General features: G+C 63.8%; 24 protein-coding genes and 1 pseudogene. 2 read left to right on the forward strand and 23 right to left on the reverse strand.

Annotated elements, in window-relative coordinates; genetic code table 11:
* From AB3X94_RS26795 to AB3X94_RS26810, 4 genes and pseudogenes are all read right to left on the reverse strand, one after another.
* A pseudogene (locus AB3X94_RS26795) lies at window positions 1-331 on the reverse strand (electron transfer flavoprotein subunit beta/FixA family protein); the annotation flags it as partial.
* A gap of 236 nt (window positions 332-567) precedes the next feature.
* Window positions 568-1,365 (reverse strand): MetQ/NlpA family ABC transporter substrate-binding protein, encoded by a 798-nt coding sequence (locus tag AB3X94_RS26800; RefSeq protein WP_176105396.1) that lies wholly within the window; start codon window positions 1,363-1,365, stop codon window positions 568-570.
* A 48-nt stretch (window positions 1,366-1,413) separates the two neighbouring features.
* On the reverse strand, window positions 1,414-2,067 hold the full coding sequence (locus tag AB3X94_RS26805) for a methionine ABC transporter permease (protein WP_368613174.1): 654 nt from the start codon (window positions 2,065-2,067) through the stop codon (window positions 1,414-1,416).
* Window positions 2,057-3,091 carry a methionine ABC transporter ATP-binding protein gene (locus AB3X94_RS26810; protein ID WP_368590512.1) on the reverse strand — a complete coding sequence of 345 codons (1,035 nt, stop codon included), beginning with the start codon at window positions 3,089-3,091 and terminating at the stop codon, window positions 2,057-2,059. Before AB3X94_RS26810 ends, AB3X94_RS26805 begins: the two co-directional genes overlap by 11 nt.
* A 239-nt stretch (window positions 3,092-3,330) precedes the next feature.
* Here AB3X94_RS26810 and AB3X94_RS26815 point away from each other — a divergent pair, with 239 nt between their 5' ends.
* On the forward strand, window positions 3,331-4,236 hold the full coding sequence (locus AB3X94_RS26815; RefSeq protein WP_368613175.1) for a lysophospholipase: 906 nt from the start codon (window positions 3,331-3,333) through the stop codon (window positions 4,234-4,236).
* Window positions 4,237-4,263: 27 nt separating this feature from the next.
* Here the strand turns inward: AB3X94_RS26815 and AB3X94_RS26820 are convergent, their stop codons facing one another.
* Both AB3X94_RS26820 and AB3X94_RS26825 read right to left on the reverse strand, forming a co-directional pair.
* Window positions 4,264-5,073 (reverse strand): enoyl-CoA hydratase, encoded by an 810-nt coding sequence (locus AB3X94_RS26820; protein ID WP_184226307.1) that lies wholly within the window; start codon window positions 5,071-5,073, stop codon window positions 4,264-4,266.
* Window positions 5,074-5,076: 3 nt separating this feature from the next.
* On the reverse strand, window positions 5,077-6,000 hold the full coding sequence (locus tag AB3X94_RS26825) for a histone deacetylase family protein (protein WP_026228729.1): 924 nt from the start codon (window positions 5,998-6,000) through the stop codon (window positions 5,077-5,079).
* 334 nt (window positions 6,001-6,334) lie between these two features.
* Here AB3X94_RS26825 and mltB point away from each other — a divergent pair, with 334 nt between their 5' ends.
* On the forward strand, window positions 6,335-7,513 hold the full coding sequence (gene mltB / locus AB3X94_RS26830) for a lytic murein transglycosylase B (RefSeq protein WP_176105390.1): 1,179 nt from the start codon (window positions 6,335-6,337) through the stop codon (window positions 7,511-7,513).
* A gap of 111 nt (window positions 7,514-7,624) precedes the next feature.
* Here mltB and cysM read toward each other — a convergent pair whose 3' ends face one another.
* The 17 genes from cysM to gyrA form a co-directional block, all read right to left on the reverse strand.
* Complete coding sequence (gene cysM, locus AB3X94_RS26835; protein ID WP_368613176.1) at window positions 7,625-8,527, reverse strand: cysteine synthase CysM; 903 nt, start codon at window positions 8,525-8,527, stop codon at window positions 7,625-7,627.
* A gap of 238 nt (window positions 8,528-8,765) precedes the next feature.
* Complete coding sequence (locus AB3X94_RS26840) at window positions 8,766-9,140, reverse strand: ComEA family DNA-binding protein (protein WP_368613177.1); 375 nt, start codon at window positions 9,138-9,140, stop codon at window positions 8,766-8,768.
* 78 nt (window positions 9,141-9,218) lie between these two features.
* Window positions 9,219-10,211, reverse strand: coding sequence for an ADP-glyceromanno-heptose 6-epimerase (rfaD, locus tag AB3X94_RS26845; protein ID WP_368613178.1), 993 nt, complete (start codon window positions 10,209-10,211; stop codon window positions 9,219-9,221).
* A 96-nt stretch (window positions 10,212-10,307) separates the two neighbouring features.
* Window positions 10,308-11,315 carry a D-glycero-beta-D-manno-heptose-7-phosphate kinase gene (rfaE1, locus tag AB3X94_RS26850; protein ID WP_217709831.1) on the reverse strand — a complete coding sequence of 336 codons (1,008 nt, stop codon included), beginning with the start codon at window positions 11,313-11,315 and terminating at the stop codon, window positions 10,308-10,310.
* Entirely contained in the window at window positions 11,281-12,684 is a 1,404-nt protein-coding gene (locus tag AB3X94_RS26855) for a UDP-glucose/GDP-mannose dehydrogenase family protein (RefSeq protein WP_176105386.1), read from the reverse strand. Before AB3X94_RS26855 ends, rfaE1 begins: the two co-directional genes overlap by 35 nt.
* 126 nt (window positions 12,685-12,810) lie before the next feature.
* Window positions 12,811-13,986 carry a lipopolysaccharide assembly protein LapB gene (gene lapB / locus AB3X94_RS26860; RefSeq protein ID WP_176105385.1) on the reverse strand — a complete coding sequence of 392 codons (1,176 nt, stop codon included), beginning with the start codon at window positions 13,984-13,986 and terminating at the stop codon, window positions 12,811-12,813.
* A gap of 71 nt (window positions 13,987-14,057) precedes the next feature.
* Entirely contained in the window at window positions 14,058-14,351 is a 294-nt protein-coding gene (locus AB3X94_RS26865) for a lipopolysaccharide assembly LapA domain-containing protein (protein WP_176105384.1), read from the reverse strand.
* Window positions 14,352-14,652: 301 nt separating this feature from the next.
* Window positions 14,653-14,976: an integration host factor subunit beta gene (locus AB3X94_RS26870; RefSeq protein WP_006050255.1), complete on the reverse strand. Its 324-nt coding sequence runs from the start codon at window positions 14,974-14,976 to the stop codon at window positions 14,653-14,655.
* Between the two features lie 21 nt (window positions 14,977-14,997).
* Entirely contained in the window at window positions 14,998-16,731 is a 1,734-nt protein-coding gene (gene rpsA, locus AB3X94_RS26875; protein ID WP_008921410.1) for a 30S ribosomal protein S1, read from the reverse strand.
* 162 nt (window positions 16,732-16,893) lie between these two features.
* Entirely contained in the window at window positions 16,894-17,580 is a 687-nt protein-coding gene (gene cmk / locus AB3X94_RS26880) for a (d)CMP kinase (protein WP_176105383.1), read from the reverse strand.
* A 47-nt stretch (window positions 17,581-17,627) separates the two neighbouring features.
* Window positions 17,628-18,932, reverse strand: a complete 1,305-nt coding sequence (gene aroA, locus AB3X94_RS26885; RefSeq protein ID WP_368613179.1) for a 3-phosphoshikimate 1-carboxyvinyltransferase — start codon at window positions 18,930-18,932, stop codon at window positions 17,628-17,630.
* An 18-nt stretch (window positions 18,933-18,950) separates the two neighbouring features.
* Entirely contained in the window at window positions 18,951-19,892 is a 942-nt protein-coding gene (locus tag AB3X94_RS26890; protein ID WP_176105381.1) for a prephenate dehydrogenase, read from the reverse strand.
* 61 nt (window positions 19,893-19,953) lie between these two features.
* Complete coding sequence (gene hisC, locus AB3X94_RS26895; protein ID WP_368613180.1) at window positions 19,954-21,075, reverse strand: histidinol-phosphate transaminase; 1,122 nt, start codon at window positions 21,073-21,075, stop codon at window positions 19,954-19,956.
* A gap of 82 nt (window positions 21,076-21,157) precedes the next feature.
* On the reverse strand, window positions 21,158-22,237 hold the full coding sequence (pheA, locus tag AB3X94_RS26900) for a prephenate dehydratase (protein ID WP_176105379.1): 1,080 nt from the start codon (window positions 22,235-22,237) through the stop codon (window positions 21,158-21,160).
* 63 nt (window positions 22,238-22,300) lie between these two features.
* Complete coding sequence (gene serC, locus AB3X94_RS26905) at window positions 22,301-23,383, reverse strand: 3-phosphoserine/phosphohydroxythreonine transaminase (protein WP_176105378.1); 1,083 nt, start codon at window positions 23,381-23,383, stop codon at window positions 22,301-22,303.
* A 206-nt stretch (window positions 23,384-23,589) separates the two neighbouring features.
* The gene (locus AB3X94_RS26910) at window positions 23,590-24,195 is read right to left on the reverse strand and encodes a DUF2059 domain-containing protein (protein WP_176105377.1); all 606 of its coding nucleotides are present in this window, start codon (window positions 24,193-24,195) and stop codon (window positions 23,590-23,592) included.
* 124 nt (window positions 24,196-24,319) lie between these two features.
* The gene (gene gyrA / locus AB3X94_RS26915; RefSeq protein ID WP_176105376.1) at window positions 24,320-26,950 is read right to left on the reverse strand and encodes a DNA gyrase subunit A; all 2,631 of its coding nucleotides are present in this window, start codon (window positions 26,948-26,950) and stop codon (window positions 24,320-24,322) included.
* Window positions 26,951-26,976: the final 26 nt, after the last annotated feature.

Genomic DNA, 26,976 nt, shown 5'->3' on the forward strand with positions numbered 1-26,976 from the left:
AAGGCTGTTCCTTGTCGACCAGCGCCTTCAGCAGCTTTGCGACGGCCAGCGGCTGCAGGTCTTCGTTCGATTCGATCAGGATCGCGCGATCCGCGCCGATCGCGAGCGCGGTGCGCAGCGTTTCCTGGGACTGCGTCACACCGGCCGACACGGCGATCACTTCGGTCGCGACACCCGCTTCCTTCAGACGCACGGCTTCTTCAACCGCGATTTCGTCGAACGGATTCATCGACATTTTCACGTTCGCAATATCGACGCCCGTACCGTCCGATTTCACGCGGACCTTCACGTTGTAGTCGACCACTCTTTTCACTGGCACCAGAATTTTCATGCACACGCTCCAAAGTTACGAATACGTCAACCCGACAGACATTATAGCGACTGCCCTCATGGCAGCCGTGTCGCGGGCGCTTTGCGGAAGGATATCGCTCCTCCGCGGCGTGACGGCAATATCGAACGATCGTTCTATTTTAATCTCTAAAAAACCCGGGAAACAACCCCGGGTTCCGACTCCGACCTCTAATTTCCCATTGCCGTCGTGTTCTGCCTGGTTCGTGGATCATTGCATCACCAGGAGGTGATCACCGAGCCGCCGAATTTGCTGTCGACGAACTGCTTCACTTCCGGCGAGTGGTACGCCGCGACGAGCTTCGCGACCCACGGCTTGTTCTTGTCCGCTTCGCGAATCGCGATCACGTTCACGTACGGACCCTTCGGGTCCTCGATCGCGATGGCGTCCTGCTTCGGCTTCAAGCCCGCTTCCATCGCGAAGTTGGTGTTGATCGCGGCGGCATCGACGTCGCCCAGCGAACGCGGAATCTGCGCCGCGTCGAGCTCGACGATCTTCAGCTTCTTCGGATTGTCGACGATGTCGAGCGGCGTCGCCTTCAGGCCGGCATCGGCGCGCAGCTTCAGCAAGCCCTGCTTCTGCAGCAGCAGAAGCGCGCGGCCGCCGTTGGTCGGATCGTTCGGCACGGCGATCTTCGCGCCCGGCTGCAGTTCGGCGAGCGACTTCACTTTCTTAGAGTAGATGCCCATCGGGTACGTGACCGTATCGGCGACACGGATCAGCTTGTAGCCACGGTCCTTCACCTGCGCCTGCAAGTACGGGTCGTGCTGGTAGCTGTTCGCGTCCAGATCGCCGCTCGCGAGCGCCGCGTTCGGCTGCACGTAATCGGAGAATTCGACGATCTTGATGGTGAGGCCGTTCTTCGCGGCGACCGTCTTCACGACGTCCATGATCTGCGCGTGCGGGCCGCCGGTGACGCCGACCTTGATCGTGTCTTCGGCATGCGCCGCGGTGGTGGCGAACAGCGTTGCCGCGCCGAGCGCGGCGGCCAACTTGAGAATGAGGCGACGTTGCATGATGGACCTTTTCCGAATCTCTATGAGCGGGCTTCCGAACGCCCTTGTTTACTTATGGCTCAAACGACGCACGAGCCAATCCCCAAACGACTGCACCAGTTGCACGAACACGATCAGGATCAGCACGACCGCGAGCATCACTTCCGGCAGGAAGCGCTGATAGCCGTAGCGGATGCCGAGGTCGCCAAGGCCACCGCCGCCGATCGCGCCCGCCATCGCCGAATAGCCCACCAACGACACGAACGTGATCGTCAACCCGGCGACTACGCCCGGCAGCGATTCCGGCAACAGCACCTTGAAGACGATCTGGCTGGTGGTCGCGCCCATCGCCTGAGCGGCCTCGATGAGCCCGCGGTCGACTTCGCGCAGCGCCGTTTCGACGAGGCGCGCGATGAACGGCGCGGCGGCGATCGTCAGCGGCACGATGGCCGCCGCGGTGCCGATCGACGACCCGACGACGAGCCGCGTAAACGGAATCACCGCGACCAGCAGGATGATGAACGGTGTGGAGCGCACCGCATTGACGATCACGCCCATCACGCGATTCACCGCGACGTTTTCGAGCACGCCCTGGCGGTCGGTCAAATACAGCAGCACGCCGAGCGGCACGCCAACCACGGCGCCAATCAGTCCGGAGGTGCCGACCATGATCAGCGTCTCCCAGAACGACTGGACGAACATATCGAACATTTCACTCAACATGCGAGAGCTCCTCCACTACGACACCCTGCTCGCGCAGAAACGTGATCGCCTGCGCGACCTTGGCCGGATCGCCGCCCGCCAGAACCGCGAGCGAGCCGAACGCCTGCCCCTGGATCTCGTCGATCTGGCCGTGCAGGATATTGAAGTCGAGCTCGTAGCGACGAATCGTCTCCGACAGGATCGGCTGATCCACGCCCGAACCGGTGAACGCGAGGCGCAGAAGATGGCCGCTGCCGGTCTTCAGGCGCTGCGCGACGCGCGCCTTCATGGCGGGCGGCAGTTCCTGCGCGATCACGTCGCCGATCAGCGCGCGCGTGACTTCGTGGTGCGGCTGCAGGAACACGTCGATCACCTTGCCTTGTTCGACGACGCGGCCAGCGTCAAGCACCGCGACGCGATCGCAGACCTGCTTGATCACGTCCATCTGGTGCGTGATCAGCACGACCGTCAGGTTCAGTTCGCGGTTGATGCGCTTCAGCAGATCAAGAATGGCGCGCGTGGTCTCGGGGTCGAGCGCCGAGGTCGCCTCGTCCGACAGCAGCACCTTCGGCTTGCTCGCGAGCGCGCGAGCGATACCCACACGCTGCTTCTGCCCGCCGCTGATCTGCGCCGGATAGCGGTCCTTCTGCGCCGACAGTCCGACCAGTTCGAGCAGCGGCAGCACGTTCGCCTCGATTTCGTCGCGCTTCATGCCGGCCAGTTCGAGGGGCAGCGCGACGTTCTCGTACACGGTGCGCGACGACAACAGATTGAAGTGCTGGAAGATCATGCCGATCTCGCGACGCGCGTCGCGCAGTTGCGCGGCGGGCAGCGTCGTCAGATCGCGGCCGTTGACGAGGATGTTGCCCTCGGATGGGCGGGTCAGCAGGTTGATCGTGCGCACGAGCGTGCTCTTGCCCGCGCCGCTGCGGCCGATGATGCCGAACACCTCGCCCGCCGGAATCGTCAGATTGACGTTGTGCAGCGCCTCGACCCAGCCCCGGGGTCCGGCGAACCGCTGGGAAACATTGCGTATTTCGATCATGGACAAACGAAAACGGCGGAGGCTGCCGGCGAGCGTCGTGCTCCCGACAAGCGGCCGCCGTTTCTTTTATTTGGGATTTAAGGTCGCCATTCTACCGCAGCGCCGACATACCCTTTAATAATCAATTCCGATCTTTTCATAACCAAAGGGCATTAGAGCCGCGCGTTACGTACAAAGCTCTCGCGCATCGCGCCGCTCCGACTATGATCGGACCACCCCCTTCCGCACAGCCTACCGCCATGCAAACTTCCCCGAGCCACACGGTGCGCGCGAGCGCCGGCAGTCTTAATAAAGACGCGCCGCAGCGCGCGTCGGTCACGACCGCCGATGGCATCGAGTTGCCGCTGTATCGCTGGCAGCCGAACGGGCCGATACGCGCGACGGTCGCGCTGCTGCACGGCCTCGCCGAGCACGCCGGCCGTTACGCGGCCGTAGCGGACCGGCTCAACGCGGCGGGCATCGAACTCGTCGCGGTCGATCTTCGCGGCCACGGCCACGCGCCCGGCAGGCGCGCCTATGTGAAGCGCTTCGACGACTACCTGCTCGATGCGCAGGCGCTGCTCGACGCCGCCGCGCAAAGCTGCGCGCCGCTCTTCCTGATGGGCCACAGCTTGGGTGGCGCGGTGGCCGCGCTGTACGCGATCGAACGCCTCGACGCCAGCGGGAGGCGCTTGAGTGGTCTGATCCTGTCGAGCCCCGCGCTTGCGCCGGGGCGCGACGTGCCGAAGTGGATGCTCGCGCTGAGCCAGGTGATCAGCCGCGTCTATCCGGGCTTCCCGGCGATGAAGATCGACCCCGCGCTGCTGTCGCGCCTTCAGCCGGTCGTCAAAGCCAACCTCAACGATCCGCTCGTGCATCACGACGCGATTCCGGCGCGCACGGGCGCCGAGTTGTTGCTGGCGATGGCGCGCATCGAACGTGGCCGCGCGGGGCTGCGCATGCCGCTGCTCGTGTTTCACGGCACCGACGACAAACTGACCGAGCCCGACGGCAGCCGCGCGTTCGGCGAGCACGCGGGTTCGCCTGACAAGACGCTCACGCTGCACGAGGGCAGCTATCACGAGACGATGAACGACCTCGACCGCGATCGGGTGATCGCGGGGTTGGTCGATTGGATTGAAAGACGGTCGGTGGGACGGAGTTGAGAAGATGCGGCGCGTGGTAGCCGTCGGCTAGCGCTTCCACTCCGGCGCGCGTTTGTCGATGAAAGCCTGCACGCCTTCGAGCGCCGAGTCGTCCATCATGTTGCAGGCCATCGTCTGCCCGGCGAGCTGGTACGCGGCCTCGATGCCCATTTCGAGCTGCCGGTAGAACAGGCCCTTGCCTGCGCTGACCGCTTCGACCGGCTTCGCGCAGATGCTCGCGGCGAGCCGCGCGACTTCGTCGTCGAGCGCATCGGCTGGGGCGACGCGGTTCACGAGCCCCTGCTTGCGGGCTTCGGCGGCGTCGATGAAATCGCCGGTCAGCAGCATTTCGAGCGCGGCCTTGCGCGACAGATTGCGCGACAGCGGCACCGACGGGGTCGCGCAGAACAACCCGAGGTTCACGCCCGATACGGCGAAGCGCGCGGTCTCGGCGGCGACCGCGAGATCGCACATGGCGACGAGCTGGCAGCCGGCCGCGGTCGCGATGCCGTGCACGCGCGCGATCACCGGCTGCGGCAGGCGCTGGATCGTCAGCATCAGCTTCGTGCAGCGCGCGAACAGCTGCTGGTAGTACGCGAGCGACGGCGCCGCGCGCATTTCCTTCAGGTCGTGCCCGGCGCAGAACGCGCGGCCCGCGCCGGCGATCACGACCACGCGGGCATCGGTCTTCGCGATGTCGGTCAGCGTCCGCTGAAGTTCGTCGAGCAGCGCTTCGGACAGCGCGTTGAACGCATCGGGCCGGTTCATCGTTACGCGCACGACGCCCGGTACACGATACGCGTCGGGTTCGATCGTGACCAGCGACGCGTCGCCGGTATTGACGGGGTTGACGTTCATGGCTCAGATCTCCGCGAGCGAGCGCACGTGCGCGACCACGCTGCGCCCGAGCGCCGACAGGTTGTAGCCGCCCTCGAGACAACTGACGATGCGCCCGCGCGCGTAGCGCCGCGCGATCTCGCGCACCTGGTCGGTAATCCACGCGTAATCGTCTTCGACGAGGCCCATGTTGCCAAGGTCATCCTCACGATGCGCGTCGAAGCCGGCCGAGATGAACAGCATCTCCGGCCTGAACTCGTGCAGGCGCGGCAACCACAGCATATCGACCGCTTCGCGCACGGCCATGCCGTTCGAGCGCGCCGGCATCGGCACGTTGCACATGTTGGACGCCTGGTTGTCGGCGCCCGTGAATGGATAGAACGGGTGCTGAAAGATGCTGCACATCAGCACGCGCGGGTCGCCCGCGAATGCGGCCTCGGTACCGTTGCCGTGATGCACGTCGAAGTCGATGATGGCGACCCGCGCGAGACCATGCACGTCGAGCGCGTGGCGTGCGGCGATCGCGACGTTGTTGAAGAAGCAGAAGCCCATCGCGCGCGCCGGCTCCGCGTGATGGCCGGGCGGGCGCACGCTGCAGAACGCGTTGTCGTAGCGGCCTTCGATCACCGCGTCGGTGGCGGCGACGGCCGCGCCCGCCGCGCGCAACGCGGCCCGCAACGTGTGCGGGTTCATCGTCGTGTCGGGATCGATTTCGGCGACGCCCTCGACCGGCGAGCGACCGCGGATGTAGTCGACGTGCGCCTGCGTGTGCACGCGCAGCAGCGCGGCCTCGTCGACGAGCGGCGCCGACTCGCGCTCGATCAGCGCGTCGATGCGGCTCGCGATCAGCTGATCCTCGATCGCCTGCAGGCGCGCGGGGCACTCGGGATGCCACTGTCCCATGTCGTGCAGCAGACAGTCGGGATGGGAATAGAAACCTGTTGCCATAGTTCGTGTTGTGCGTCTCTTCTACGGCGCGGCGCATCAATTGCGCGCGCGGCGTGTCTCCGTCGAGCGGCGCGCGCCCCCGCGCGCCTACATTCGTCAAGTTACCACACGACACCGCTGTCGCCGATTCAGCACGGTTTTGCGGAAGCCGTCGGGTATACTTCCCCGACCCGTTATTCGCCGTTTCGTTCCTGCCGCTTTCCGACTGCTTCCAGCCTTTCACGCATCGCGCTCACTGCTCACCATGACCGTCAAGCTTGCTCTGTCCGCAGGATCCCCACGCAACCGGCTTCGCCTCAAGAACCTCGCCGCCTCACTGACCGTCGCATCGTGCATGTTCATCGCGGCAAGTCCCGCGAACGCACAAAGCGCCACGCGCAAAGCATCGGTGCAGCTCGCGCAGAGCCAGCCGCAACAGCCGGTACCGCAAGGGCAAACGTTTGAGGAAGAGATCATTCCGCAGCGCTATGCGAACAACGCGAACGTCGATGCGTTCATCAACGAGATGGTCGCGCGCTACGATTTCGACGAAGCGTCGCTGCACGCGCTGTTCGCCGGCGTCAGCTACTCGGCGACCGCGGTGAAGCTGGTCACGCCGTCGCCGACGCCGTCGGTCAAGAACTGGCGCTCGTATCAGGCGCGCTTCCTCGACCCGGTGCGCGTCAATGCCGGCGTGCAGTTCTGGCGCGAGAACCGGGCCACGCTGCAGCGCGCGTATCAGGAGTTCGGCGTGCCGCCGGAGATGGTCGTCGGCATTATCGGCGTCGAGACGATCTACGGTCGCTACATGGGTAATTTCCGCGTGCTCGATGCGCTGACCACGCTGAGCTTCGATTATCCGAACACCGCGAATCGCGCGGACCGCCAAGCGACCTTCCGCAAGAATCTCGAAGACTACCTGGTGTGGACGCGCGACGCGCAGATCGACCCGAACACGGTGCTCGGCTCGTACACGGGCGCGATCGGCATTCCGCAGTTCCTGCCGAGCAGCATCGTCCAGTACGCGGTCGACTACGAGGGCAACAAGCACATCGATCTGCGCACGAGCGATGCCGACGCGATCGGCAGCGTCGCGAATTATCTGCGCCAGAATGGCTGGGAAAGCGGCCGGCCGGTGGTATGGCGAATCGGCTCGGACGCGGGCAGCCTCGGTGTCGCGCAGGCGGCGGCCACTGGCCAGCCGGAGCCGCACTGGCCGCTCGACCAGTTGCTGCGCGCCGGTCTCGTGCTGAACGAGCCGAACCTCGACATTGCTTCCGAAGCGGGTACGCCGGTCACGGTGGTCGATCTGCCGACCCCGGGACGGGGCACCGAGTTCGTGCTCGGCCTGAAGAACTTCTACGTGCTCACCCGCTACAACCGCAGCTTCTTCTATGCGCTTGCGGTGTATCAACTCGGTCAGAAGGTCAAGGCCCAGATGGAAGCAATCGACACTGCGAATGCCGCGAAGGCGGTCAACAACGGCGGCGCGTCGCAAGGTCAGACAGATCAGTCGAACTCAAATTCGCAGTGAGTCGCCCCGCGAGTCGCCATGCGCGCCTCGCGTTGAAGGACGTAAAAAAGCGCCGGCTCGACCGGCGCTTTTCATTGGCTCGTGCGCCCGCGAAGGCGCCCGGCGACCCGCTTACGCGGGAAATACTCCCGTGGACAGATAACGGTCGCCGCGGTCGCAGACGATGAACACGATCGTCGCATTCTCGACCTGACGCGCGATGCGCAGCGCGACTTCGCACGCACCGCCCGACGAAATTCCCGCGAAGATGCCTTCGACCGACGCCAGCCGGCGCGCCATCGCCTCGGCCGCGGATTGGCTGACGCTCTCCACACGGTCGACGCGGCTACGGTCGAAAATTTTCGGCAGATACGCTTCCGGCCACTTGCGAATACCCGGAATACGCGAGCCCTCTTCCGGCTGCGCGCCGATAATTTCGATCTGCTGGTTCTGCGTTTTCAGATACGTGGACACGCCCATGATCGTGCCGGTCGTGCCCATCGACGATACGAAGTGCGTGATGCGCCCTTCCGTGTCGCGCCAGATTTCCGGGCCCGTGCCTTCGATGTGCGAAGCCGGATTGTCCGGGTTCGCGAACTGATCGAGGATGATGCCCTTGCCTTCGCGCTGCATCTGCTCGGCGAGATCGCGCGCGTACTCCATGCCGCCTTTGACCGGCGTCAGAATGATTTCCGCGCCATAGGCGGCCATGCTCTGACGGCGCTCGACCGACAGATCTTCCGGCATGATCAGTACCATCCTGTAGCCGCGGACCGCCGCGGCCATTGCGAGCGCGATGCCGGTATTGCCGCTGGTCGACTCGATCAGCGTGTCGCCCGGTTTGATGCGCCCGCGCGCTTCGGCCTTCTTGATCATCGACAATGCCGGACGGTCCTTCACCGACCCCGCCGGGTTGTTGCCCTCGAGCTTCGCGAGGATCACATTGTTGCGGCTGCGGATCTCGTCGTCGGGAAGCCGGACGAGTTGTACGAGCGGCGTGTTGCCGACCGTGTCTTCAATCGTTTTGTATGCCATATGGGGTCTAGCGGTCGATGCGCGAAAGAGTGTCTTCAATCCATCGATTCTAAACCACGAACTCCGGCGCTGGCCTGCAGCCCTTCTGTCCGCATGGATGCATGCCGCTTGCGGCGCAAAAAGCCCGCGGCTGCGAGCCGCGGGAAGTGATGTGTGCAAATCGAAGCAATGGGATGTTCGCGGACCTTGCGCGCCGCAAGCCGCGAGTCAGCATGGCATGCGCAAGGCTCGCGGCCGCTTACTTCTTCACCGCCACTGCGGCGGCGCCCTTCTGCGTGGCGGCGGGCGCGGCCGCAGCGGCCGGCTCCTTGCCCGCTGCAGCTGCCGCAACCTGCGTGCTAGCAGCCGCGCCAGCCGGTCCGACAGCGAGACCCTCCGCCTGCAGGCGCTCGATGGTGTGGCCGCCCATGCCCTTGACGCGCTTGCCGAGATCGGCCGCGTCCTTGAACGGGCCGTGCGCATTGCGTTCGTCGACGATCGCTTTGGCTTTTGCCGGACCGATGCCCTTGATGCCGCGCAGCGCGTCCTCGTTAGCCGTATTGACGTCGAGCGCCGCATACGCGTGGCCGAAAGCGGCGAGCATCGCCGCGGTAACCAGTACTTTTCGAAACATATTGGAATCTCCCTGTTGCCACTGGCCGGCGACCATCACCGGCCAGGAGATTCCAGTTTAAAGAGGACGGCGTACTAATTACACCTGGCCGAACAGCCAGCGCACGTAACGATCGACACCTTCCTGTACGCTCAGAAACGGCGCGTCGTAGCCGGCCGCACGCAGCTTCGACTGATCGGCCTGCGTGAAGCACTGGTACTTGCCGCGCAGCGCGTCGGGGAACGGAATGTATTCGATCAGGCCGCGCTGCACCTGATCCGCGAGCGACAGCGCCGGCTCGTTGTTCAGCGCGCGCAGCGTGTTGACCACGGTGCTCGCGATGTCGTTGAACGGCTGCGCGCGGCCGGTGCCGAGATTGAAAATGCCCGACTTCTCCGGATGATCGAAGAAGAACAGATTGACCTTGACGACGTCTTCGACGGAGATGAAATCGCGCGTCTGCTCACCAGCCGGATAGCCGTTGTATTCGCCGAACAGCTTGACCTTGCCCTCGGCGCGGAACTGATTGAAGTTGTGAAACGCGACCGATGCCATGCGCGCCTTATGCGTTTCGCGCGGACCGTACACGTTGAAATAACGGAAGCCCACGATCTGGCTTTTCGCCGTGGGCAGCACGCGGCGAATCACCTGGTCGAACAGGAACTTCGAATAGCCGTACACGTTGAGCGGCTGCTCGACCTCGCGCTCCTCGACGAAGCGGCTCGAGCCGCCATACGTCGCCGCCGACGACGCATACAGGAACTGGACGTCCTGCGCGAGACAGATGTCGAGCACGTCGCGGCTATAGCGGTAGTTGTTGTCCATCATGTAGCGGCCGTCGGTTTCCATCGTGTCCGAGCAGGCGCCTTCATGGAAAATCGCGCGCACCTTGCCGAAGTCGCCGCGCCTGAAGCGATCGACGAATTCGGCTTTGTCGAGATAGTCGTCGATTTCGCAATCAACCAGATTCCTGAACTTGTCCGCGCGCGTGAGGTTATCGACCGCGATGATGCGTTGTTCGCCGCGCTCGTTGAGCGCCTTCACGAGATTGCTGCCGATAAAACCGGCCGCGCCGGTGACGATGACGGTCATGATGATCCTGCCGTAGTGAGCTTTGTAGTGAGCTTCGTTCAGTCAACGCCGCGGGGTCCGCTGGTCCGTCGGACGACGGCAGCCCCGCGGGCTGCATCAGGAGAAGAGTTCGTCGTAGTCGACGGTGGCGGTGCCCAGTTTGCCGACCACGATGCCGGCCGCGCGATTCGCGAGCCCGACTGCGTCGACCAGAGAAAGACCCGCGCCGAGCATCGCGGCAAGCGTCGCGATCACGGTGTCGCCCGCGCCCGACACATCATACACTTCGCGCGCAACGGCCGACGCGTGCAGGATGCCATCGTCGGCAAACAGCGTCATGCCCTCCTCCGAGCGCGTCAGCAGCAGCGCCTTGAACTGGAGTTCGGCGCGCAGCTTCGTGACACGCGCGATCAGGTCTTCCTCCGACTTCCACTGTCCGACGACCTCGCGCAATTCCGCGCGATTCGGCGTGATCAGCGTCGCGCCGCGATAGCGCTCCCAGTCGTCGCCCTTCGGATCGACGAGCACCGGTTTGCCGGCCGCGTGCGCCTTCGCGATCATTTGCGTGACATGCGTGAGGCCGCCCTTCGCGTAGTCGGACATCAGGATCACGTCGTGCGACGGCAGCAGCTCATCGAACCGCGCAAGCCCCGCTAGCAGCACTTCATGCGCCGGCGAGTTTTCGAAATCGACGCGCAGCAGTTGCTGCTGACGCGACAGCACGCGCAGCTTGATCGTCGTCAGCAAGGCCGGATCGCGTTCGAGATGCGGTGTCACGCCGCTTTCGTCGAGCAGCTGCACGATGCGCTCGCCGGGCTCGTCATGACCGACCACGCACAACAGACCCGCTTGCGCGCCGAGCGCGACCGCGTTGCGCGCGACGTTCGCCGCGCCGCCCAGGCGATCTTCCTGGCGCTGCACGTGCACGACCGGCACGGGCGCCTCCGGAGAGATGCGGTTGACGTCGCCGAACCAGTAACGGTCGAGCATCACGTCGCCGACCACCAGCACGCGCGCCGCATTGAGCTGTCCGCGCGGCACGAACGTGAGCTTCTGCGCCGTGGTGGACGCGGGCGCCGCGGGCATGGCCTCAGGCATCGGCCGGAAGTTCAGAGGGTTGGGCATAGGGGCGTCCAATGGCGTGGTAGTCGATCCCGAGCTCGATCATCGCGTCCGGTTCGTACAGATTGCGGCCGTCGAAAATCAGCGGTGTCTTCAGCACCGATTTCAGATGCACGAAATCAGGACTCTTGAACTCCTTCCATTCGGTCACGATCACGAGCGCGTCGGCGCCGGTCAGCGTTTCGTCCTGTGCGCTCGTGAACGTGAGACGTGCGAGCTGCTCGGGCGCCGCGTGCAGATCCATCGCGAACACGCGCTGCGCCTCGGTCACGGCGACCGGATCGTACGCGCGCACGTTCGCGCCGCGCGCGAGCAGCTCGCCGATCACGCGACGGCTCGGCGCCTCGCGCATATCGTCGGTATTCGGTTTGAACGCGAGGCCCCACACCGCGAACGTGCGGCCCCTCAGATCCTCGCCGAGCTTCGCGGCGATCTTGTTCACGAGCACGTCCTTCTGCTGGTCGTTCACTTCCTCGACCGCCTCGAGAATGCGCAGGTTGTGGCCGCTCTCGCTCGCGGTGCGAATCAACGCCTGCACGTCCTTCGGGAAGCACGAACCGCCATAGCCGCAGCCCGCGTACAGGAAGTGATAGCCGATGCGCGGATCTGAACCGATGCCGCGGCGCACCGCCTCGATGTCGGCGCCGACCTTGTCCGCGAGATTCGACATCTCGTTCATGAACGAGATGCGCGTCGCGAGCATCGCGTTGGCCGCGTACTTGGTGAACTCGGCCGAGCGCACGTCCATGTACAGCGTGCGTTCGTGGTTGCGGTTGAACGGCGCGTACAGACGCTTCATCATTTCGCGCGCGCGCGCGCCCGATTCGTCTTCGTCGATACCGATCACGATACGGTCGGGGCGCATGAAGTCGTCGACGGCCGCGCCTTCCTTCAGGAACTCGGGGTTCGACACGACCGAGAAGCGATGCTGCGCGCTGCCGGCGAGCCCGCGCAACGCGAGCTCTTCGTTGATCACCGCGCGCACGCGTTGCGCGGTGCCGACCGGCACCGTCGATTTGTCGACGATCACCTTGAAGCCGTTCATCGTGCGGCCGATGTTGCGCGCGGCCTCGAGCACGTATTGCAGGTCGGCGGAGCCGTCTTCGTCGGGCGGCGTGCCGACCGCGATGAACTGCACGTCGCCGTGCGCGACGCTCGCCGCGACATCGGTCGAGAACGTGATGCGGCCGGCCGCGCGCGTGCGGGCGATCATCTCCTGCAAGCCCGGTTCGTGAATCGGCACGCCGCCTTTGTTGAGGATGTCGATCTTGCGCTGATCGACGTCGAGACAGAAGACGTCGTTGCCGATTTCGGCGAGACACGCGCCGGTGACAAGGCCCACATAGCCGGTGCCGATAATGGTGATTTTCATACGCTGTCCGGTAGATGGTTCCGGTGATGAATGCCGCTCGTGAGGCCGGCGATAAACTCGTTGCGAAATTCGCGGGGCGATTGCGCGCCAATGAACGCCGACGCGGCCACCGCCGCGCTTGCGGCGTCAGTTCGGCGCGGCGATCGGCTCGACGCGGCGCGGCGCATAGGTTTCCCAACCGCTGCATCCCGGGCACTGCCAGTAGAAAAGCCGGGCCCTGAAACCACAATTCTGGCACGTATAGCGTGGCAGATTCTTGGTGCGCTGGCGGATCAGTGTGCGCATCAGTTCGAGCTCGCCGCGCCGCGGCTCTTCGGCGACGGCCTGCTGCGCTTCGAGCAGACGCGTCATGCCGGCCAGATTCGGCGACTTCTGCATCTGCGTGCGCGCGAGCGCATGCGCAGCATCGGCGCCGCGCAGCGATGCGACGTGCTGATACGCAACGTCGAGCAGATCGTTGCTCGGATGACGGTCGACCCACGTGGTCAGCAGATCGGCGCCCTCCTGCGCGCGGCCGAGCACTTCATATGCTTTCATGATCTTCTCGGCGACGAGCGGCAGATACGCGGGGTTCTGCTCCTCGACGCGGCGCCATTGCCCAATCGCCGCTTCCGGCGCGCCGCCGGCCGCGTCGACATCGCCGAACAGGATCGTCGCGCGCACGTTGGTCGGGTTCGCCTTCAGCGCGAGACCGAGCTGATGACGTGCCTCGTCCGGTTTCTTCTGCTGCAGCGCTTCCTGCGCAAGTTCGCAGTGGAACTGCGCGATTTCCTTGTCGAGCGACGGTGCGCCCATCGTTTCGAGGTGGCGCGCGGTATCGATCGACTTGACCCAGTCTTTCTCGATCTCGTAGATCGTCAACAGCGCGCGTTGAGCACCCAGCGCGTAATCGCCCGCTTGCAGCGAGCGGAACGTTTCTTCGGCACGGTCGAGCAGACCCGCTTTCAGGAAGTCCTGGCCGAGCTCGTACAGCGCGTGATCGCGCTCGTTGACCGGCAGGTCCGCGCGGCTCAGCAGATTTTGATGCACGCGAATCGCGCGGTCCGTTTCGCCGCGCCGGCGGAACAGATTGCCGAGCGCGAAATGCAATTCGACCGTTTCAGGGTCGAGCTTGACGACTTCGATGAATGCATCGATCGCCTGGTCGGGCTGCTCGTTGAGAAGGAAGTTCAGGCCGCGAAAATACGACCGCGGCAGGTTGGCGCTTTCGGACAGCAGCGTCTTGAGGTCGTAGCGCGCCGCCATCCAGCCGAACGCGAACGCGACGGGTATGACCAGCAGCCACCAGAAGTCTAGATCCATGCGATTAATGCAAATGTGCGGAAAAGCGAAAACGAAAAGCCGCGCTCGGAGCACGCACGGCGCAAGACAGCTCAAATCAGCGGCGGCATCGGCGGCTGCTCTACCACGGCGGGAGTCTCGCGCGCCACGCGCAACTCGCGCCTGAGCCGGCTATTCTCCATGCGCAGACGCACGACGGCCGGCATCGCCGACACGAGCCCGGCGAGCAAGCCGATCACGAAAAACGCGAGGCCGATCAGAATCAGAGGCGCCGACCAGACGTAGCCGGCGAGGAAATTCAGCGTAGCGGGTTGCGTGTTGGAGAGCGCGAGCACGAGCAGCAGCACGAACACCAGCACACGGATCAGCCAGACGATAAATTTCATGAATAAATCTCTTCACGGCAGTTGCGGGATGACGCCGGCTTGATGACGCGTCGCGCCACGGTGTTGCCCGCGCCGAAGTGACCCGTATTGTAATGGATGCCCTCGCGGCTGGGCAGCAAGTGGCGGGATGCCGGACTTACGGGCCATTCGCGAAATGCAAAGGCCGCAGCGGAAGGCGCGACTTCTCAAATGATGGACGAAAAAAAAGCGCCCGAAGGCGCTTTTCCTGGTCTTTTGCCGACTGGCCTTGGCCGCTGACGCTAGCTATGCCACGCTGCAACATACACACACAGCGGAGTCATTAAAGGTCGTCATCCGGCTCCTCGGCCTTCAGCGGCTCGCCCGCGCGACGATCGACCCGCTCGCGCAATTCCTTGCCCGGCTTGAAGTGCGGTACGTACTTCTCGGGTACCAGCACCTTCTCGCCCGACTTCGGATTGCGTCCGACGCGGGAGGGACGGCGGTTGAGGCCGAAGCTGCCGAAGCCACGAATTTCGATGCGATGACCTTTGGCAAGCGCCTCCGACATCGCATCAAGCATCGTCTTCACCGCGAAATCCGCATCCTTGAGAACAAGTTGCGGAAATCGCGTAGCCAGCTGGGCGACCAATTCCGATTTGGTCATACTGCAGCAGACCTCTCAGGCTTACTGGTTCTGGCCGTCGAGCTTGGCCTTCAGCAGCGCGCCGAGGTTCGTCGTGCCGGTAGCGGCTGCGCTCGAATCCGAAGCAGCGAGACCGCGGATGGCTTCCTGCTGCTCAGCCGAGTCCTTCGCCTTGATCGACAGGTTGATGCCGCGCGACTTGCGATCGATGTTGATGATCATCGCGTTGACCTTGTCGCCTTCCTTCAGCACGTTGCGAGCGTCTTCCACGCGGTCTTGGGCGATTTCCGAAGCACGCAGGTAGCCTTCGACTTCGCCCGACAGCTGGACCACGGCACCCTTCGCGTCGACCGACTTGACGGTACCGTCGACGACGGAACCCTTGTCGTTCATTGCAACATAGTTGCTGAACGGGTCACCTTCGAGCTGCTTGATACCCAGCGAAATACGTTCCTTCTCGACGTCGATGCCGAGAACGATCGCTTCCACTTCGTCGCCCTTCTTGTACTTGCGAACGGCTTCCTCGCCGGTTTCGCTCCACGACAGATCCGACAGGTGAACCAGACCGTCGATGCCGCCCGGCAGACCGATGAACACGCCAAAGTCGGTGATCGACTTGATGGCGCCGCTGATCTTGTCGCCCTTCTTGAAGTTGCGGCTGAAGTCGTCCCACGGGTTCGGCTTGCACTGCTTCATGCCGAGGCTGATACGACGGCGGTCTTCGTCGATTTCGAGAACCATCACTTCGACTTCGTCGCCCAACTGGACAACCTTCGACGGAGCAACGTTCTTGTTGGTCCAGTCCATTTCCGACACGTGGACGAGGCCTTCAATGCCCGATTCCACTTCGACGAATGCGCCGTAGTCGGTGATGTTCGTGACCTTACCGAACAGACGCGTGCCCGACGGGTAACGGCGCGAGATGCCTTCCCACGGATCGTCGCCCAGTTGCTTGATACCGAGCGAAACGCGGTTCTTTTCCTGGTCGAACTTGAGGATCTTCGCGGTGACTTCCTGGCCAACCGACAGAACTTCGCTCGGGTGACGCACGCGACGCCATGCGATGTCGGTAATGTGCAGCAGGCCGTCGATGCCGCCGAGGTCCACGAACGCGCCGTAGTCGGTGATGTTCTTGACCACGCCTTCGACGATCGCGCCTTCCTTCAGCGTTTCGAGCAGCTTCGCGCGCTCCTCGCCTTGCGTTGCCTCGATGACAGCGCGGCGCGACAGCACGACGTTGTTACGCTTGCGGTCGAGCTTGATGACGCGGAATTCGAGGGTCTTGCCTTCGTACGGGGTCGTGTCCTTGACCGGACGCGTATCAACCAGCGAACCCGGCAGGAACGCGCGGATGCCGTTGACCATCACGGTCATACCGCCCTTGACCTTGCCCGTGATCGTGCCGGTCACGAGTTCGTTGTTGTCCAGCGCCTTTTCCAGCGACAACCACGAAGCCAGACGCTTCGCCTTGTCACGCGACAGGATGGTGTCGCCATAGCCGTTTTCCAGCGCGTCGATCGCGACGGAAACGAAGTCGCCCGCCTGCACTTCTACCTCGCCCGCGTCGTTCAGGAACTCTTCGAGCGGGATGTAGGCTTCGGACTTCAGACCAGCGTTCACGACCACGAAGTTGTGGTCGACACGCACGACTTCGGCGGAGATTACTTCGCCAGCGCGCATGTCCTGCTTGGTCAGCGACTCTTCGAACAGAGCCGCAAAAGATTCGGTATTCGGGGTAGAGGTTTGCAGGTCGGACATAAAAATCAGAGTTTGCATGGTCTTCGCAACGCCTGGCTCACCGGACCGGTCAGCAACTGCGGCATATACGCGAACGCCACGCGGGGTTAAAGGGTTAAAAACAACGCTTCGCGACCATTGCGAAGCACCTACCAACAACGGGACTGCCGCTGCTGGCCACTTCTGCGCGACCGTTTTCAGTCACGCATGCGGGACCAGCGCTTCATACCATTGCACCACCTGCTCGACCGCCTGGTCGACCGACAATGCGGAGGTATCAAGCAGCTTTGCATCCGCCGCGGGCTTGAGCGGCGCGGCCGCGCGCTGACTGTCACGCTCGTCACGCTCACGCAAATCCCGGAGCAAGTCATCTATATTAGCAGAAAATCCTTTTTGGATCAATTGCTTATGCCGGCGCATCGCGCGGGCCTCGACGCTCGCGGTCATGAACACCTTCAGCGCGGCGTCCTGGAAGATCACGGTGCCCATGTCGCGGCCGTCGGCGACCAGTCCCGGTTCCTTGCGAAACGCCCGCTGGCGCGCCACCAGCGCGGTTCGCACCGGCGCATGCACGGCGATCGCCGAAGCGCGGCTGCCCACTTCCTCGGCGCGGATTTCGGTCGATACATCGACCCCGTCAAGCTGCGCGAGCCCCTCGCGAAACGTGATATGGAGGTCATCGATCAGGTTGACAAGTGCGTCGACGTCGTCCGCCGCAATGCTATAGCGCAGGCTCGCGAGCGCCGCGAGCCGATACAGCGCGCCGCTGTCGAGCAGGTGAAAGCCGAGGTTGGCGGCCACCATCGCGGCCACAGTGCCTTTGCCGGAGGCACTAGGGCCGTCGATCGTAATGACGGGCGTCTGGTGAAAGGGACGAGTCGGTTTCATCTAAAAATGTCGCACATCGGGCGATTCGCACGCGAATCCGGGTTGCATCAGGGTTGTGTGAGCGCCGTAAAGCGCTCGAAATAATCGGGGAACGTCTTGGCGACGCACCTCGGGTCGTTGATGCGGATCGGCACACCGCCCAAGCTCACGAGCGAGAAGCACATCGCCATGCGGTGGTCGTCGTAAGTGTCGATCGCGGCATTCGGGATCAGCTTTTCGGGTGGCGTGACGACGAGGAAATCTTCGCCTTCCTGCACCTTCGCACCGACTTTGCGCAGCTCGGTCGCCATTGCGGCGATGCGGTCGGTTTCCTTCACGCGCCAGCTCGCGATGTTGCGCAGCGTGCTCGTGCCGTCCGCGAACAGCGCGGCGACCGCGATCGTCATCGCGGCATCGGGGATCAGGTTGAAGTCCATGTCGATCGGATCGAGCTTGCCGTGGTCGTTGCCGACGCCACGCACTTCAATCCAGTCGTCGCCCATCTGCAGGTTCGCGCCCATCTTGATCAGCGCATCGGCAAATCCGACGTCGCCCTGGATGCTCGCGCGGCCCACGCCTTCGACTCTGAGGGGCCCGCCGCCGAGTGCGCCCGCGGCGAGGAAATACGACGCCGACGACGCATCCCCTTCCACCATGATCGTGCCCGGCGACTGATACCGCTTCCCGGCCGGCACCACGAACTGGTGCCAGCCGTGGCGCTCGACCTCAATGCCGAAGCGCGCCATCAGCTTGATCGTGATCTCGATGTACGGCTTCGAGATCAGTTCGCCGTCGACCTGCACGGTGGTGACGCCGCTCGCGGTGCGCAACAGCGGCAGCGTCATCAGCAGCGAGGTCAGGAACTGGCTCGACACGTCGCCGCGTACGCGGATCGGCGCGTCGGCCGTTATCTGGGCGGGACGGATGCGCAGCGGCGGATAGCCTTCGTTCTGCTCGTAGTCGATCTTCGCGCCGATCTGGCGCAGGCCGTCGACGAGATCGCCGATCGGCCGTTCATGCATGCGCGGCACGCCGTGAATCCGGTAGTCGCCGCCGTTCACGGCGAGCGCCGCGGTCAGCGGGCGCACCGCCGTGCCAGCATTGCCGAGGAACAGGTCGGCCGTGCGCGCGGTGAACGCGCCGCGCGTGCCGGTCACGACGCAGGTGTCGCCGTCGCGCTTCAAACGTACGCCGAGCTTTTCGAGCGCGTCGAGCATCACGCGGGTGTCGTCGGAGTCGAGCAGGTTCGTGATCGTCGTCTCGCCTTCGGCGAGCGCGGCGAGCAGCAGCACGCGGTTCGAGATGCTCTTCGAGCCGGGCAGACGAACCGTGCCGGACGCACGGGAAAAAGGTCCGAGATCGAGGAATTCCATGATGTGTCCAGTTTCCGGTTATTTCGACGCGTCGCCGCTGGCCACGCCAGCCGCGCGCTGCTCCTGCCACTGACTGCGTGCGACGCGCGAGCGCGCGAACACGGCTTCGAGCGCGGCGCCGTCGCCGGCTTCGATCGCCGTGCGCAGGCGCGCGAGTACCGCGGTGTACGCGTCGAGTTCGTCGAGCAGCGCCACGCGATTGGCGACACAGACGTCGCGCCACATCTCCGGACTCGACGCGGCGATGCGCGTGAAGTCGCGAAAACCGCCCGCCGCGAACGAGAACTTCAACGCAGCGTCGGGCGAATTGAGGATCTGCTCGACGAGCGCGAACGACAGCACGTGCGGCAGATGACTGACCGACGCGAACACGCGGTCGTGCTGCTGCGGCGTCATGTCCCGCACCAATGCGCCGGTGGCGCGCCACATCGCCGCGACGCGCTCGACCGCGTCCGGCGTATTCTCGGGCAGCGGGCACAGCACGACGTTGCGGTTCACGTACAGATCGGGCAACGCGGCATCGACCCCGCTCGACTCGCGACCGGCGATCGGATGGCCCGGCACGAACTGGCCGATCCGGGCGCCGAGCGCCGTGCGGGCGGCGGCGACCACGTCGGACTTGGTGCTGCCCGCATCGGTGACGATCGTGTTGGCGTCGAGATGGGGCGCGATGCGCTCGAGCAACGGCTGGGTCTGCGCGACCGGCGCCGCGAGCAGCACGAAGTCCGCGCCCGCGAGCGCGCCGCGCAGCGCGGCGTCGTCGGTGAGCGCCGCGGCGCCGTCGATCACACCAAGCGCCAACGCCCGTTCGCTCGACGCGGAGGTCCGTCCGACCCCAACCACCATGCGTGCCCCGCCAGCCTCGCCGCGTTCACGCAACGCGCGCGCGAGCGATCCGCCGATCAGGCCAACACCGAAAATCACCAACTTGTTAAAGGAAAACGCGGCCACGTCGCTCACACAATACGGACATTAAGCGCGCCACTCCTGCCGGTCGACGCGCGGGGTCAAGGATCAAGGCTTACGCTGCGTCAGGCTCGGCAAGCGTCTTTTCGAGCGCCGCGAGGAACGCTTCGTTTTCCTCCGGCAAGCCGATCGTGATGCGCAGCCACTGCGGCAAGCCGTAGCTGTCGACCGGTCGCACGATCACGGCCTGCTTCAGCAGCGCAAGGTTCACGCGGGCGCCGGCTTTGTCGTCGCTGCCAACGCGCACGAGCACAAAGTTGCCTTCGGACGGCACGTATTCGAGGCCAAGCTTGTCGAACGCCTCTGTCAAAAGCGTATAGCCCTGCGCGTTCAGCGCCGCGCTTTTCTGCAGAAACGCGCTGTCGTTCAGTGCCGCGATCGCCGCGGCTTGCGCGAGCGTATTTACGTTAAACGGTTGACGCAGTCGATTCAGCAAATCGGTCAACCCGGGCTGCGCGATCGCGAAACCGATGCGCAAGCCCGCAAGCCCGAACGCCTTCGAGAACGTACGCGAAACCAGCAGGTTCGGATAGCGGCGCACCCAGTCAATGGAGTCATAGCGTTTGTCCGCCGACAGATACTCGGTGTACGCCTCGTCGAGCACGACGGCCACGTGGCGCGGCACCTTGTCGAGAAACGCCTCGAGCGTCGGGCCGTCGACGAACGTGCCGGTCGGATTGTTCGGATTCGCGACGAACACGAGACGCGTGTCGTTGTCGATTGCGGCGAGCATCGCGTCGAGGTCGTGACCATAGCGCACCGCCGGCACGACGATGGCGCGCGCGCCGACGCCTTGCGTCGCGAGCGCATAGACCGCGAACGAATACTGCGAGAACACGACCGCGTGGCCCTTCTCGACGAACGCGTGCGCGGCGAGTTCGAGGATGTCGTTGCTGCCGTTACCGAGGGTGATCCACTCAGCCGGCACACCGTAGCGCGCGGCGAGCGCCGCCTTCAACTCGAAACCGTTCGAGTCCGGATAACGGCCAAGATCGGCGATTGCCTGCGCCATCGCGTGCTGCGCGGATTCCGGCATGCCGAGCGGATTCTCGTTCGATGCGAGCTTCACGATGCTCGCCTCGTCGAGACCGAACTCGCGGGCCACTTCCGAAATCGGCTTGCCGGCGATGTACGGCGCGATCGCGCGCACATAGGAAGGGCCGAAAGACGCTGTCATGAAAATCTCCGAACGACGATGGATAAGTGAAACCTGCGTTCGGGCAGCGCACGCGGCGCCGCCCGGACTGCGCTGCCAGCCCTTAGCGGGCGCGCGGATATGAGCCGAGTATTTTGAGGAACGCGGCCTTCTCGCCGAGACCGGCGAGCGCGGCAGCCACAGCCGGATCGTCGCGATGGCCTTCGACATCGATATAGAAGTAGTACTCCCACGTGCCGACGCGCGCCGGACGCGATTCGAAACGTGTCATCGACACGCCGTGGCGAGCGAGCGGCTCGAGCAGCTTGACCATCGCGCCCGGTTCGTTCGCGACCGACACGATCAGCGAGGTCTGGTCGTAGCCGCTCGGACCGGTCGGCTCCTTGCCGATCATTACAAAGCGCGTGCGGTTGTGCGGATCATCCTGGATCAGCGCGTTGGTGACCTGCAGGCCGTAGTGGATCGCGGCACGATCGCCGGCGATGGCCGCGACAGTTGGGTCTTCGGCCGCCATCCGTGCAGCTTCGGCATTACTCGACACCGCCTGGCGCTCGAGATGCGGCGCATTGGTCGACAGCCAGCGCTGGCACTGCGCGAGCGCCTGCGCATGCGCGCATACGCGCGTGACGCCAGCGAGCCCGTTTTGCGTGAGCAGGTTGTGATGGATCGGCAATGCGAGTTCGCCGCCGATGGTCAGCTGGGTTTGCAGCAGCAGATCCAGCGTGCGCGACACCGCGCCTTCGGTCGAGTTCTCGACCGGCACGACGCCGTAGTCGGCGGCGCCCGCCTCGACCGAGCGGAATACTTCATCGATCGAGGGGCACGGCAGCCCTTCGATAGACTGACCGAAGTACTCGTGCATCGCCTGTTCGCTATAGGTGCCGACCGGCCCGAGATACGCGGCCTTGATGCTCTTTTCTAGCGCGCGGCTCGCGGCCATGATCTCGCGCCAGATCGCGCTGATGTGTTCGTCCGCGAGCGGCCCCGCGCTCATTTCCTGCAGGCGCGCGATCACCTGCATCTCGCGCTCGGGCCGGAACACCGGCGCGTTGAAATGCTTCTTGATCTCGCCCACTTCGAGCGCGACCGACGCGCGCTGGTTCAGGAGCGCGATCAGCTGCGCGTCGAGCGCGTCGATGCGATCGCGCAGAGGTTTGAGTCGTGTATTGAGTTCGTCGTCCATGCGTAAAACGGCTCTGCCGGGTAACTGCTGGAAAAGATGCGCACGCCTGCCGGTCAGTGTGACTCAGGCGCTGCGCTGTTCGAATTCCTTCATGTATTCGACAAGCGCTTTGACGCCTTCGAGCGGGACGGCGTTATAAATCGACGCCCGCATGCCGCCGACGGACTTGTGGCCCTTTAGCTGCACCAATCCCCGCGCTTTCGCGCCGGACAGGAAATCTTCGTTGCGCGACTCGTCGGCGAGGAAGAACGGTACGTTCATCCGCGAGCGCGAGCCACGTTCGACCTTGTTCAGATAGAAGCTGCTCGAGTCGATCGTGTCGTACAGCAGCTTCGATTTTTCGAGGTTGCGCGCCTCCATCGCCTGGAGGCCGCCCTGGTTCTTCAACCACTTGAACACGAGCCCGGCAATATAGATCGCATAGGTGGGCGGCGTGTTGTACATCGAGTTGTTCTCGGCGACGGTCTTCCATTCGAACGCCGATGGGCAAATCGGCATTGCGCGATCGAGCATGTCCTCACGCACGATCACGACCGTCACGCCCGCCATGCCGATATTCTTCTGCGCGCCGCCGAACAGCACGCCGTATTTGGCGATGTCCATCGGGCGCGAAAGGATGTGCGACGACGCGTCCGCCACGAGCGGAATATCGCCGAGGTCGGGAATCTCGAAGGTTTCGACGCCGTGAATGGTCTCGTTGGTGCACAAATGCACGTAAGCCGGATCGTCCGACAGTTGCCATTCCGCACGCGCCGGCGCGCGCGTGTAGCCCTCGGCCGTCTTGCCGGTCGCGGCAAGATGCACGCTGCCGTATTTTTCCGCTTCCTTGAACGATTTCTGCGACCACGAGCCGGTGACGACGAAGTCCGCCCGCGGTTTCGAGCCGAGCAGGTTCATCGGCACGATCGCGTTCTCGCCGAGCCCGCCGCCCTGCAGGAAAAGGATGCGGTGACTTGCCGGCACCTGCAGCAACTCGCGCAGATCGGTCAGCGCTGCTTCGTGGATCGACATGAATTCCTTGCCGCGATGGCTCATTTCCATCACGCTCATACCACTACCTTGCCAGTTCAGCATCTCGTCGGCTGCCTGGCGCAGCACTTCTACGGGCATGGCCGCCGGGCCGGCGGAGAAATTAAAAACGCGCATGTGAGGTCCTGGAAGCGGGCGTGAAATAACGAAGTCGCGCGGGAATCGGCGAAAAGAACTGCGAAATGGCTCGCCGAAAAAGAAAATGGCCGTCTGCGCCAGTGCGCAAACGGCCATTATCGCATTGTCGCCGCCAACCCGCCACGCCGGGTGGCCCAATGGGCGCGGCGACAGGCCGGCTGATTAGCGCGGCCTGCGAGCGGAATTTACTTGGCAGCCGGCTTGACCGATGCGACTTCCTTGTCGGCCTGGTCACGCGTTGCCTTGATCGATTCCGGCATGTACTTCTGCATCAGACCGTTCACGACGTCGCGGCCAACCTGGTCTTGCACCTGGATAAACTTGCGTCCGGTCGGGCTCTTGTAGAACGTGGTCAGGTCCTTGATTTCCGACACGCTGTAGTACTTCGCGTATGCATCGTACTGAGCTTGCATCGCGTCCTGACGGAAGCCGTCGGTTGCGAAGACCTGGCCTGCCGCGTCCACCAGCTTCGGCACCGCGTTCTTCTGCAGGGTCGGCACGGCGGCCTGCTTCTGCTTGTCCGTCATCGTCTTGTTCTCGGTCAGCGCGTCCGACAGGATTGCCGGCACGAGCTGCTTGGCCTGCATCTGCGCGCTATTGCCGATTGCGCCAACCAGCTTCTGCGCGTCGATGGCGTCGAGCAGGTCCTTGATGGCAGCTTGCTTGGCCGGATCAACCGGTGCTGCTGCGGCAGCCGGAGCTGCGGGCGCCTGGTTCTGCAGCGCTTGAGCCATGGCGAAGGTCGGCACGATGGCAGCCAGCAACATCAGTTGTTTGAATCGTTTTTGCATCATTACTCCCTAAGAGAAATTAACTTGAACCGCACGCCGCACGGGAAAGCGTACCGGCCTGATACGCGTTGACCCGCAGCGTAGCTTCAACGTATTAACTGAGACTGAAAGCCGCTGGCACGGATCAAGCCGCGCCGCCGCCCTCACCGCCGTTATCACCTTCAGCGGAGCCGTCGGAATCGCTTTCCGACTCGCCCTCGGCCTCAGCTACCTGTTGCAGACCGGACAGCTTGGTCCCTTCGTCAAGGCTGATGAGTGTAACACCTTGCGTTGCGCGTCCCATTTCACGAATTTCCGACACGCGCGTGCGAATCAGCACGCCCGTCGTGGTAATCAGCATGATCTGCGCTTCCGAATCCACGAGCGTCGCGGCAACGACCCTGCCATTGCGCTCCGACGTCTGGATCGCGATCATGCCCTTCGTGCCGCGGCCGTGACGCGTGTACTCGGTGATCGGGGTGCGTTTACCGAAGCCGTTCTCGGTTGCGGTGAGCACGGACTGTTGCTCGTCGCCGGCCACCAGCAACGCGATCACGTTCTGGCCGTCCTCGAGTTGCATGCCGCGCACGCCGCGCGCCTCGCGGCCCATCGGACGCACGTCGTTCTCGTCAAAGCGCACTGCCTTGCCCGAATCAGAGAACAGCATCACGTCGTGCTGGCCATCGGTGATCGCGGCGCCGATCAGGTAATCACCCTCATCGAGACCGACCGCAATAATACCCTTGCGCAGCGGCCGGCTGAATGCCTCGAGCGGGGTCTTCTTTACCGTTCCTAACGCGGTTGCCATGAACACGAACTTGTCGGCCGAGAACTCCTTGACCGGCAGCACGACCGTGATCTTTTCGCCTTCCTGCAGCGGGAACATATTGACGATCGGCCGGCCGCGCGAATTGCGCGAGCCCTGCGGCACCTCGTAGACCTTGACCCAGTACACCCGGCCGCGATTCGAGAAGCACAGGATGTGGTCGTGCGTATTGGCGATGAACAGCGTGTCGATCCAGTCGTCTTCCTTCATGGAAGTGGCCTGCTTGCCACGACCACCGCGCTTCTGGGCCCGATATTCGGACAGCGGCTGCGATTTCACGTAGCCCGCGTGCGACATCGTCACGACCATTTCCTGCGGCGTGATCAGGTCTTCGGTGTTCAGTTCGGTCGCGTTCAACTCGATCTTCGAGCGACGCGCATCGCCGAATTCGGCCTTGATCGACGAGAGTTCGTCGACGATGATCGCCGAAATGCGTTCCGGGCGAGCCAGAATGTCCAGCAGGTCAGCGATCTGCGCCATCACATCGCGGTATTCGCCAATGATCTTGTCCTGCTCGAGACCGGTCAGGCGCTGCAGACGCATCTGCAGGATTTCCTGCGCCTGGGTATCGGACAAACGGTAGAGGCCGTCGGCCTGCATGCCGAACGACGGGTTCAACCCCTCCGGACGATATGCTTCGCGACCGCCCGCCGACGCGTTATCCGTCTCGGCGCGCGACAGCATTTCGCGCACGAGCGACGAATCCCACGAGCGCGACATCAGTTCCTGCTTGGCGATAGGCGGCGTCGGCGCGGCCTTGATGAGCGCGATGAATTCGTCGATGTTCGCGAGCGCAACCGCCAGACCCTCGAGCACATGGCCACGTTCGCGCGCCTTGCGCAGCTCGTAGACGGTGCGCCGCGTCAGCACTTCCCGGCGATGCGACAGGAAGCACGTCAACATTTCCTTCAGATTCAGGAGCTTCGGCTGGCCGTCGACGAGCGCGACCATGTTCATGCCGAACGTGTCCTGGAGCTGGGTCGCCTTGTACAGATTGTTCAGCACGACCTCGGGCACTTCGCCGCGTTTGAGCTCGATCACGACACGCATGCCGCTCTTGTCGGATTCGTCGCGGATGTCGGAGATGCCTTCGAGCTTCTTCTCGTTGACGAGCTCGGCGATACGCTCGAGCAGCGAGCGCTTGTTCACCTGATACGGCAATTCGTCGACGATGATTGCCATGCGCTGGCCGCGGTCGATTTCCTCGAAGTGCGTCAGCGCGCGCATCACAACGCGGCCGCGACCGGTGCGATAGCCGTCGCGCACGCCGGCCACGCCGTAGATGATGCCGGCGGTCGGGAAGTCGGGTGCGGGGATGATCTCGATCAGTTCGTCGATCGTCGCTTCCGGGTTTTTCAGCAGATGCTGACACGCGTCGACGACTTCGTTGAGGTTGTGCGGCGGGATGTTGGTCGCCATGCCGACCGCGATGCCGGACGAGCCATTGATCAGCAGATTAGGGATGCGCGCGGGCAGGATGGCCGGTTCATTCTCGCTGCCGTCGTAGTTCGGCACGAAGTCGACCGTTTCCTTGTCGATGTCGGCCAGCAGTTCGTGGCCGATCTTCGCCATGCGGATTTCGGTGTAACGCATCGCCGCGGCGTTGTCGCCGTCGACCGAACCGAAGTTCCCCTGGCCGTCGACGAGCATGTAGCGCAGCGAGAAGTCCTGCGCCATCCGTACGATCGTGTCGTAGACAGCAGTGTCACCGTGCGGATGGTATTTACCGATGACGTCGCCGACGATACGCGCCGACTTCTTGTAGGCGCGGTTCCAGTCGTTGTTCAGCTCATGCATCGCGTACAGCACGCGCCGGTGCACCGGCTTCAGGCCATCGCGGACATCGGGAAGCGCTCGCCCTACGATCACGCTCATCGCGTAATCGAGATACGAACGGCGCATTTCCTCCTCAAGGGAGATTGGCAGAGTCTCTTTGGCGAATTGATCCATTATCCGTATCTTTTACGTGCGAAGGC

Source organism: Paraburkholderia sp. BR10923, from assembly GCF_040948765.1.
GTDB lineage: Bacteria > Pseudomonadota > Gammaproteobacteria > Burkholderiales > Burkholderiaceae > Paraburkholderia > Paraburkholderia youngii.